At 60.0% G+C, this 7,876-nt stretch carries 7 protein-coding genes; 3 read left to right on the top strand and 4 right to left on the bottom strand.

The features are described from left to right. Nucleotides 1-81 precede the first annotated feature (81 nt). The gene (locus ACW9HW_RS16225) at nucleotides 82-903 is read right to left on the bottom strand and encodes a carbon-nitrogen hydrolase family protein (protein ID WP_095193708.1); all 822 of its coding nucleotides are present in this window, start codon (nucleotides 901-903) and stop codon (nucleotides 82-84) included. Nucleotides 904-1,022: 119 nt separating this feature from the next. Between ACW9HW_RS16225 and ACW9HW_RS16220 the strand changes: the two genes are divergently transcribed. Both ACW9HW_RS16220 and ACW9HW_RS16215 read left to right on the top strand, forming a co-directional pair. Further along, nucleotides 1,023-1,823 carry a response regulator transcription factor gene (locus ACW9HW_RS16220; RefSeq protein WP_457400784.1) on the top strand — a complete coding sequence of 267 codons (801 nt, stop codon included), beginning with the start codon at nucleotides 1,023-1,025 and terminating at the stop codon, nucleotides 1,821-1,823. Nucleotides 1,824-1,990: 167 nt separating this feature from the next. After that, nucleotides 1,991-3,610: an FMN-binding glutamate synthase family protein gene (locus ACW9HW_RS16215; protein ID WP_095193710.1), complete on the top strand. Its 1,620-nt coding sequence runs from the start codon at nucleotides 1,991-1,993 to the stop codon at nucleotides 3,608-3,610. A gap of 24 nt (nucleotides 3,611-3,634) precedes the next feature. Here the strand turns inward: ACW9HW_RS16215 and ACW9HW_RS16210 are convergent, their stop codons facing one another. The 3 genes from ACW9HW_RS16210 to ACW9HW_RS16200 are packed head-to-tail and all read right to left on the bottom strand — an operon-like array spanning nucleotide 3,635 to nucleotide 6,457. Continuing rightward, nucleotides 3,635-5,143: a glucosyltransferase domain-containing protein gene (locus tag ACW9HW_RS16210; protein WP_457400782.1), complete on the bottom strand. Its 1,509-nt coding sequence runs from the start codon at nucleotides 5,141-5,143 to the stop codon at nucleotides 3,635-3,637. Between the two features lies 1 nt (nucleotide 5,144). Next, a complete protein-coding gene (locus ACW9HW_RS16205; RefSeq protein WP_457400780.1) occupies nucleotides 5,145-6,086 on the bottom strand; it encodes a glycosyltransferase family 2 protein in 942 nt (313 codons plus the stop codon). After that, nucleotides 6,083-6,457, bottom strand: coding sequence for a GtrA family protein (locus tag ACW9HW_RS16200; protein WP_095193713.1), 375 nt, complete (start codon nucleotides 6,455-6,457; stop codon nucleotides 6,083-6,085). Before ACW9HW_RS16200 ends, ACW9HW_RS16205 begins: the two co-directional genes overlap by 4 nt. Before the next feature lie 245 nt (nucleotides 6,458-6,702). On the opposite strand from ACW9HW_RS16200, the gene ACW9HW_RS16195 reads away from it, so the two are divergent. Beyond that, nucleotides 6,703-7,827 carry an OpgC family protein gene (locus ACW9HW_RS16195; RefSeq protein WP_457400779.1) on the top strand — a complete coding sequence of 375 codons (1,125 nt, stop codon included), beginning with the start codon at nucleotides 6,703-6,705 and terminating at the stop codon, nucleotides 7,825-7,827. Nucleotides 7,828-7,876: the final 49 nt, after the last annotated feature.

Raw genomic sequence — 7,876 nt, 5'->3', positions numbered from 1 at the left:
GGGATTTGTGCCGTTCACAAGATCCCCTGTGGGAGCGAGCCTGCTCGCGAAGGCGTCAGCCCGGTCAATACAGAATCCGGATCAACGCGCAGGAATCACCAACTCCCGCAGTCCACTGGCATGCTCAATCAATTCGCCGGGCAACTTCAGCCGCTGATCATCCAGGTACCGATAATCCTGGCGCGCCGCCGTCAACCGGCTCAGGTCCAGTTCCACCGCAAACCGCCCCTCCTCGCGCCCGGCCTCGAACAACAGCGTGCCCAGCGGATCCACCAGCGCACTGCCGCCGGCAAACAGCAAACCGCCGTCACCCTCTTCCACCCGGTTGACCATCAGCGCAAACGCCTGGTTTTCCTGGGCGCGGGCCATGATTGCGGTGCGGTGGGTCGGGCCGTAGGGGTCCATGTTGCCGTTGGTCACCAGCAGCAACTCGGCACCCAGTTGCGCCAGGGCGCGGGCGGTTTCCGGGAATTCGATGTCGTAGCAAATCAGCAGGCCGACACGCACGCCGTTCCACAGGCAAGTGGCGTAGCGATCGCCCGCTTCAAAGACGCCGCGATCCGACGCCCACAGGTGGGTCTTGCGATACTTCAGCGCTATGCCTTCGGGGGTGATCAGCAGCGTGGTGTTATAGAAACGGCCGCTGTCGTTCTCGGCAGTACCGATGACCACGGCGATGTTGCGTTCACGGGCGGCGGTGACAATCGCGCTGACGGTCGGGCCGTTCAGCGGTTCGGCGACCTCGGCCACGGACTCGGCCGACGGGAACCCCATCAAGTGGCTTTCCGGAAACATGATCAGCTGCGTATCGGCAGCGCAGGCATTGATGGCCGCCAGGGAGCGTTCGAGGTTGTAAGCCGTGTCGTTGTCACGGCCCGCCAATTGGGCGAGTTCGACTTTCATGGGTAGTCCTTGTTCTGAACGCCGGAAAGATTGCCCGGTCGCTGTCTGTGCGCCAGTATGCGCAGCAAGCGGGCGGCCCGGAAATCACGCCGCTGGGGTAACACGATAGGGGTAGATGCATGACACTCTCGTTGGACGACATCGCCTGGCACCGTTCGGTGGGGCAACTGATCGACGCCCTGGACAAGCCCAACTTCTGGACGCAGCTTGTCCGATTGCTGGATCAATATGTGCCCTGCGACAGTTGGGTTGCGTTGCTGTTCAGCGCCGACCAGCACCCGCAAGTGTTCGCCGAATGCCCGGGCATCGACGGCAGCCCCGATCAGTTGTTCCAGGATTACCTGCGCGGGCTGTACCTGCTCGATCCGTTCTACATCGCCTGCCGCGAGCAGTCGCGCACGGGTTTGTATCGTTTATCGGAAGTGGCGCCGGAGCATTTCGAACTCACCGAGTACTATCAACGATACTTTCGTGTGAATGTCGTGGCCGACGAAATCCAGTTTAATTGCCAGCTCGAAGGCGACCGCACGCTGTGCCTGTCCCTGGGCAGCAAGCAGCGTTTCAGCGCGCAGCAGATTGCCTTGCTGTCGCTGATTGCGCCGTGGGTGCTGGGCCTGCTGCGCCAGCGCCTGCCGTACGAGATCAACGAAGTCGTGGCCCTGGCGCTTGCGCCGGTACAAGGCGATTGGCGGGTACAGCTGGAAGCCTCGGTACAACAACTCAAGGGCGCGCAATTGACTGCCCGGGAGCTGGATGTCGGGCGCCTGATGCTCAGTGGCTGCTCCAGCAAGGAAATCGCCCGCAAACTGGAAATCTCGATAGAAACCGTGAAAGTCCATAAGAAACACATGTACAGCAAGCTGGGGATCAAGTCCCAGTCCGAGCTGTTTTCGATTTTTCTCCAGGCACAAAATGCCTGAATGTTACCGCGCAACGCTTTGCTTTATGTGGGAGCGAGCCTGCTCGCGAAAGCGATTTTTCATTTCAACATTGATGTCGACTGAACCACCGTCTTCGCGAGCAGGCTCGCTCCCACAGTGGTTGTGTGTGTAGCCAAAACTATTGAGTCCGAACCCAAGGAAACCGTATGAGCCTGTCACTCCTGAGCCGCTACGCCTTCTTTGCCGTCTGCGTGATATTCACCCTCGCCAGCCTGCCTTTCCTCGAACACGACTGGCTCTGGCCTTTCACCGCCATCACCGGCGTGCTCAGCCTGATCGGCATAGGCGACTTGCTGCAAAGCCCCCACGCGGTACGGCGCAACTACCCGATCCTCGGCAACATCCGCTACCTGGTTGAAGGCATTCGCCCGGAAATCCGCCAGTACCTGCTCGAGTCGGATAGCGATGCCCTGCCCTTTTCCCGCGCCCAGCGTTCGCTGGTCTATTCCCGAGCCAAGAATGAAAGCGCCGACAAGCCCTTCGGTACCTTGATCGATGTCTACCAGTCGGGCTTCGAATTCATCGGCCACTCCATGCGCCCGGCGCCCTTGAGTGACACCAGCGGTTTCCGGGTCACGGTCGGCGGCCCGCAATGCACCCAGCCGTACTCCGCCTCGGTGTTCAACATCTCCGCCATGAGCTTTGGCTCGCTCAGCGCCAACGCCATCCGTGCGTTGAACCAGGGCGCCAAACTCGGCAACTTCGCCCACGACACCGGCGAAGGCAGCATCAGCCCCTATCACCGCGAACACGGTGGCGACCTGACGTGGGAACTGGGCAGCGGCTATTTCGGCTGTCGCACCGCCGACGGCCGCTTCGACCCGGAACGCTTCGCGGCACAGGCGCGAACCCCGCAAGTGCGAATGATCGAAATCAAGATGAGCCAGGGTGCCAAGCCTGGTCATGGCGGGATCCTGCCCAAGCACAAGGTCACCCAGGAAATCGCCGACACACGTGGCATCAACATGGGCGAAGACTGCATTTCTCCGTCGCGGCACAGCGCGTTTTCCACGCCGATCGAGATGATGCATTTCATCCAGCAGCTGCGTGAGTTGTCCGGCGGTAAACCGGTAGGCTTCAAGTTCTGCCTCGGTCATCCGTGGGAGTTCATGGGCATCGCCAAGGCCATGCTGGAAACCGGCATCCTCCCGGACTTCATCGTGATCGACGGCAAGGAAGGCGGCACCGGTGCCGCCCCCGTGGAGTTTACCGACCACATCGGCGTGCCGATGCGCGAAGGGTTGCTGTTCGTGCACAACACCCTGGTGGGCCTGAACCTGCGGGACAAAATCAAACTCGGCGCCAGCGGCAAGATCGTCAGCGCCTTCGACATCGCCAGCGTCCTGGCCATCGGTGCCGACTGGGCCAACTCGGCGCGCGGCTTCATGTTCGCCATCGGTTGCATCCAGTCGCAGAGCTGCCACACCAACAAATGCCCGACCGGCGTCGCCACCCAGGACACCCTGCGCCAGCGCGCGCTGGTGGTGCCGGACAAGGCCCAGCGCGTCTACAACTTCCACCGCAACACCCTCAAGGGCCTGGCGGAAATGCTGGCGGCCGCCGGCCTTGAACACCCCTCTCAGTTATCGGCCAAGCACCTGGTGCGGCGCATGTCGGCAACCGAGATCAAACTGTTCTCGCAGTTGCACGTGTTCCTCAAGCCTGGGGAGTTGCTGACCGGGGAAGTGAATGGCGAGTTCTACTCGCGGATGTGGCAGATGGCGCGGGCGGACAGTTTCGAGCCAAACGAAGTGGTCGCCGCCTGACGCTGACGGCCCCGGCCAGCCGCTTCACCAACGAAGCGATTTGATCGGGGCCGGTTCTTTCATGACGATGAAACCGTAATCACCCAGCAAGTAAATCCGGTAGTAAGGGCTCTCCACCACCGGTGAAAAGTTCTGATAACCCACCCGCGTTGCATTGCGCCGCTCCCGCTCCGCGACCACGTTGGTGATGCCTACCTTGGGCAGGTTTTCCGCCAGCATGTAGAAGTCGATGTTCAGCAGATAGTGCAGTACCGGCAGCTGCTTGAACGAACCGGCGGCCCCCAGCAACCAGTAATCGGAATAGGTCACTGACATGTAAATACGCTTGGCTTCGCGCAAGGCGCGATGGTTGCTGATATCGCGCTCAAGGCTGAAGAGCGCGCTGTTGGCGAAGGTCTTCTGCACCGTCAGTACCCGACCGTAGGCAAACGACAACGACAGCATCGCCAACAGCGGCACCAGCAACAGCAGCGGCAATCGTTCATGCACTGACGCCATCGCCAGATGGCTCAAATAGAACAGCAGCACCAGCAGCACCGCAAATCCCATCAGGGTCCGGGCGCCCTCGTTGAAGTCGCGAAAGATCAACGCCACACCCGACACCAACAGCAACACCAGCGGTACTGTCAGCACGCACAGCAGGCCGATCGACAACCGCTTCGGCACGCTCTCCTTGCGCCCCACGATGTTCTTTCCCAACAGAGCTGCCCCGGCAATGGCGCAAAACAGCAACACGGCGAACACCCAGATAAATCCGCCATGTAACAGCAGCATGACTTTTTCCAGCACCCGGCCGATATTGATATCGATTTGCAGCAGGGGCTGCGCCGACCAGTTGAGTAGCAACGTACGATTCTGGCCCAGGAACGGATAGGCCGTGGCGCAGTAAATCAGCCACCCCAACAGCACCTGGGCAAGCTTCCAGCCGATCAAGGCGCCCCACTCAGGCCAGGGCATTTTTTCCTCGGCAGCCCTGAGCAGCTCCAGACAGCACAGCCCGAGAAACACATTCAGACTGATCTGATACAGCCCCAGTGCCAGCGCAATCAGAAACGAAGGCACCAGCCATTGCATGTTGCGCGAAGGATGGCGAAACGTAATGGCGTAGATCACCGCCACCAGGCTCAAAGCCATGGGCGCGCCGTCGTATTGGTAGGACAGGTTCTGCAGGAGGAACGGGTTGTACCAGAGCGGCAACAGCACCAGGCAACAAGCGATGGTCGGCTGACGAAAATAATGAAACGTCAGGCTGGTCAGTGCCGAGGACATGGCCACGATGGCGATCAACAACGGCAACGGAAAGATATTCGGTGCCGCATCGGTGAAGGTCAGCGCGTTGTAGAACAACTGGGAGAACAACCGCCCCTGCTCCGCCCAGGCCATGCCGGCCGAGAGCGAACGCCAGTTGTCATCGATGTAGGGATAATCCGCGAGGATCAGCGGCACGACATACACAAAGGTCGCCAGCAGAAAAAACAGCCAGGCTTGGCGACGCCCCATCTCCTTGACGAAAAAATCGCTGAACCTGCCCATACTAAGGCTCACGCCGCGGTTTGCCGCCGACAATGTCTTTGACCACATAGCGCGGCCGGTGCTTGGCCTCTATGTAGATCCGCCCGATGTACTCCCCCAGGATGCCGATCCCGATCAGTTGCACGCCGCCGAGAAACAGAATGGCGGTCATCAATGAGGGGTAACCGGGCACGCTGTTGTCGTTGAAAATTTTGTCCAGCACCATGTACACCGCATACAGCACGGCGAAGATCGAAATCCCGCCACCGACGTAGGTCCACAAACGCAACGGCACGGTGCTGAATGACGTCACGCCCTCCAGCGCCAGGTTCCACAGTTTCCAGCCATTGAACTTGCTTTTCCCCGTCACGCGCGGGGCTCGCTCGTACTCCACCACCACCGTGTTGAACCCGGCCCAGGACAGCACGCCTTTCATGAACAATTGATGCTCGGGCAGGGTACGGATCACATCGACCACCTTGCGGTCCATCAGGCGGAAGTCCCCGACGTTCTCTTCGATCCGGGTGTACGAAATGCGATTCAACAGGTGGTAAAACAACGACGCGCTGTGGCGTTTCAGATAGCTGTCGGCATGACGATCCTTGCGTTTGGCCAATACCACATCCGCACCGTTGCGCCATTGTTCGATCAGTCGCGGGATCACGCTGATCGGGTCCTGCAGGTCGACATCCATCGGAATCACCGCGTCGCCGGTGGCGTACTCCAGACCGGCAAACAGCGCCGGTTCCTTGCCGAAGTTGCGGGAAAAATTGATCAGCATGACCTGATCGTCCGCTTGCGCCAGGGCCGTGGCGCGCTCTGCCGTCAGGTCGCTGCTGCCGTCGTTGATGAAGACGATTTCCACGTCGCCATCGTCGAGTTTCAGCTCTCGCCGCACGGCCTGATAAAACACATCGATCGCCTGTTCTTCGTTGAACACCGGAACGATGAGCGAGATCTTCATGTATTACGCTCGCGAAAGACCACGTACTTGGAAAACAGGAAACCCAATACCAGGCTCAACGCCGAAAACAACGCCACGGTCAGCAAACCGTGCAACCGCCACAAGTCACCGGCATGGCCGACGCCATAGCTCAACGCCCCCATCGCTGCCATGAACAACAGATAGCCGCCGACCGACGCCTTGCTGTCAAAGGTGTAGAGCGCATTCATGTAGAAGGAAAACGAGGCGGCAACGCAAAACGCCGCCAGATTGCTGACAGCCTGTCGCAGGCCTGCTGCGACGCTCAGCAGGAAAAAGATCTGCCAGTGAATAAGGGTGTTGGCAACCCCGATCACCGTGTAACTGGAAAAGCCCCTCCACAACCGCCTCATACTGACAATCCTGTGCTGGACGACGTTGTACTTCCCCATAAGTATTTGAGCTCGTCTGCTGTCAGAAATCGCAGGCATGAGCACCTTTCAGACCAGCGGTTAAACGCCCCGTCAACATCCCGTAATACCCCGCCTTTGCAATTGCCGGCGAATCGGGCCACCCTGCGCGCCGCCGATGTGCGGCGGGCAACCTTTTGCGCCATCGGCTACTCCTTTGTTCAACACCTGTTTACGAGCTTGCCGTCATGACGATAGCGCGCGATCACCGGATCGATTTTTTTCGCGGCCTGGCACTGATCTTCATTTTCTGGGATCACGTGCCCCACAACCCTTTGGGCCAGATCACCCTGCGCAACTTCGGCTTCAGCGATGCCGCCGAAGTCTTCGTGTTCCTGGCCGGCTATGCCGCCGTGCTGGCCTACGGCAAAGTACTGGCCCGGGAAGGCTTTCTGATCGCCTGTGTGAAAATCCTGCGGCGTGCCTGGGTGCTCTATGTGGTGCACATCTTCCTGCTGGCGATGCTGATGGGCATCGTGTTCTTCGCCAACAGCCATGTGGAAACCCGCGACCTGGTAGAGGAAATGGGCATGCACCACTTCATCAGCGACCCTCAGCAGGCGTTGATCGATGAACTCTTGCTGCGCTTCAAGCCGAACCTGATGGACCCGTTGCCGCTGTACATCGTGCTGCTGGCCGGGTTGCCACTGGCGTTGCCGATGCTGGTGCGCAAGCCTTGGGTGGTGGTGGCCATGTCGCTGGCGGTGTACCTGATGGTGCCGCTGTTCGGCTGGAACCTGGCTGCGATCAAGGATGGCGTGTGGTACTTCAACCCGGTCGCCTGGCAGCTGCTGTTTGTGTTGGGCGGTGCCGCCGCGATTCATGCCCAGCGCCCACGCCTGCCTGACACTCGATCGTTACTGCGCCAGCCATTTTTCATGACCGCGGCGGTGTACGTCGTCGTTGCCGGGGTGTTGACCGTTGCGTGGCGCTGGCCGCAGATTCACGACGCGCTGATGCCGGCCAGCCTGAGCAATCTGCTGTACCCGATCAGCAAGACCAACCTGTCGCCCGTGCGCCTGCTGCACTTCCTGGCGCTGGCCTACGTCACGGCGAAACTGCTGCCTGATACCGGCTGGACACAAAACTGGCTGGCACAGCAAAGCTGCCGCATGGGACGTTTTTCGCTGGAGATCTTCTGCCTGGGCGTATTGCTCGCGCCGCTGGCGGACATGCTCAACGCCCTGACCGACGACGCGTTTGCCATGCAGATCTTTACTGCGTTGGTAGGCGCCGGGTTGATGGCGTTGCTGGGGGCGTGGCTGGAGTTCAACAAGCGGTTGAATCGACCCTTGCAAAGCGCGCCCGCTTGATAGCAGTAAAATTTACAAACCTTTGTGGCGAGCAAGCTCGCTCGCCACA

Source organism: Pseudomonas sp. SDO5532_S415, assembly GCF_054071155.1.
Note: the sequence above shows the minus strand (reverse complement) of the source record. Positions and strands in the feature narration are given on the sequence as shown.